The organism is Thermalbibacter longus (assembly GCF_023806485.1).
Classification (GTDB): Bacteria; Chloroflexota; Chloroflexia; order Thermomicrobiales; family Thermomicrobiaceae; genus Thermalbibacter; species Thermalbibacter longus.
Genome location: NZ_JAMSLR010000042.1, coordinates 1 through 675, shown reverse-complemented (window position 1 = coordinate 675; position 675 = coordinate 1). Strand labels below are relative to the sequence as shown.

Sequence of the window (675 nt, the reverse complement as noted above, 5' to 3'; positions counted from 1 at the left end):
GCACATTATTTCAGAATCCCTTTTTCAAATTATTTCAGGCGGATTCGGAAATAATGTGCAAAATTTTTGCGGATTGTTCCGGATTTTGCACATTCTTTCGGAACGTTTGCACGCTCTTTCAGATGAAGATTTCCAGCGCGCCTGATGGACCGATGGAAAAGAAAAAGCACAAAAGAGGCCGATTCGGCCCCTTTCATGCTAATACCCCATTTCCTCTGCGGCCATGCGCACCACTTCTTCGTCAATGGCGTCCTTTTTCAGCTGATACCCGTATAACAGGCACGTCGTGGCCAACGTGTTGATCACCCGAGGCCATCCCCGCGACTGCAGGGCAATCGCCTCTAACGCCGATGGGGTGAAGATCGGGTGCTTCGCCCCGGCCTGTTTCATCCGATGCTCGATGTAGCCCGCCACCTCTTCCTTCTCCAGCGGCCCCATCCGGTATCGCATGATGATCCGCTGGTCGAGAGGGCGGTGCTGATTGAGCCGCAGCTTCCCCTGTAAATGGGGCAGCCCGGCCAAAATCAAGACAAATGGGTTGGTCGAATCCATCTCAAAGTTGAACAAGATCGCGATGTCCTGTAAAAATGCATCCTTCGCTAAATGCATCTCATCCAAAATGAACACCGGCGTGATCCGCCGTTCATGATACAATCGCTCGATCGCCTGCTGGAT

At 52.0% G+C, this 675-nt stretch carries 1 protein-coding gene; it reads right to left on the bottom strand.

What is annotated here, in order from left to right; translation table 11 throughout:
• Positions 1-198 precede the first annotated feature (198 nt).
• Positions 199-675 (bottom strand): ExeA family protein (locus NET02_RS16355; RefSeq protein WP_284058498.1); only part of this gene is annotated, 477 nt, incomplete at its 5' end.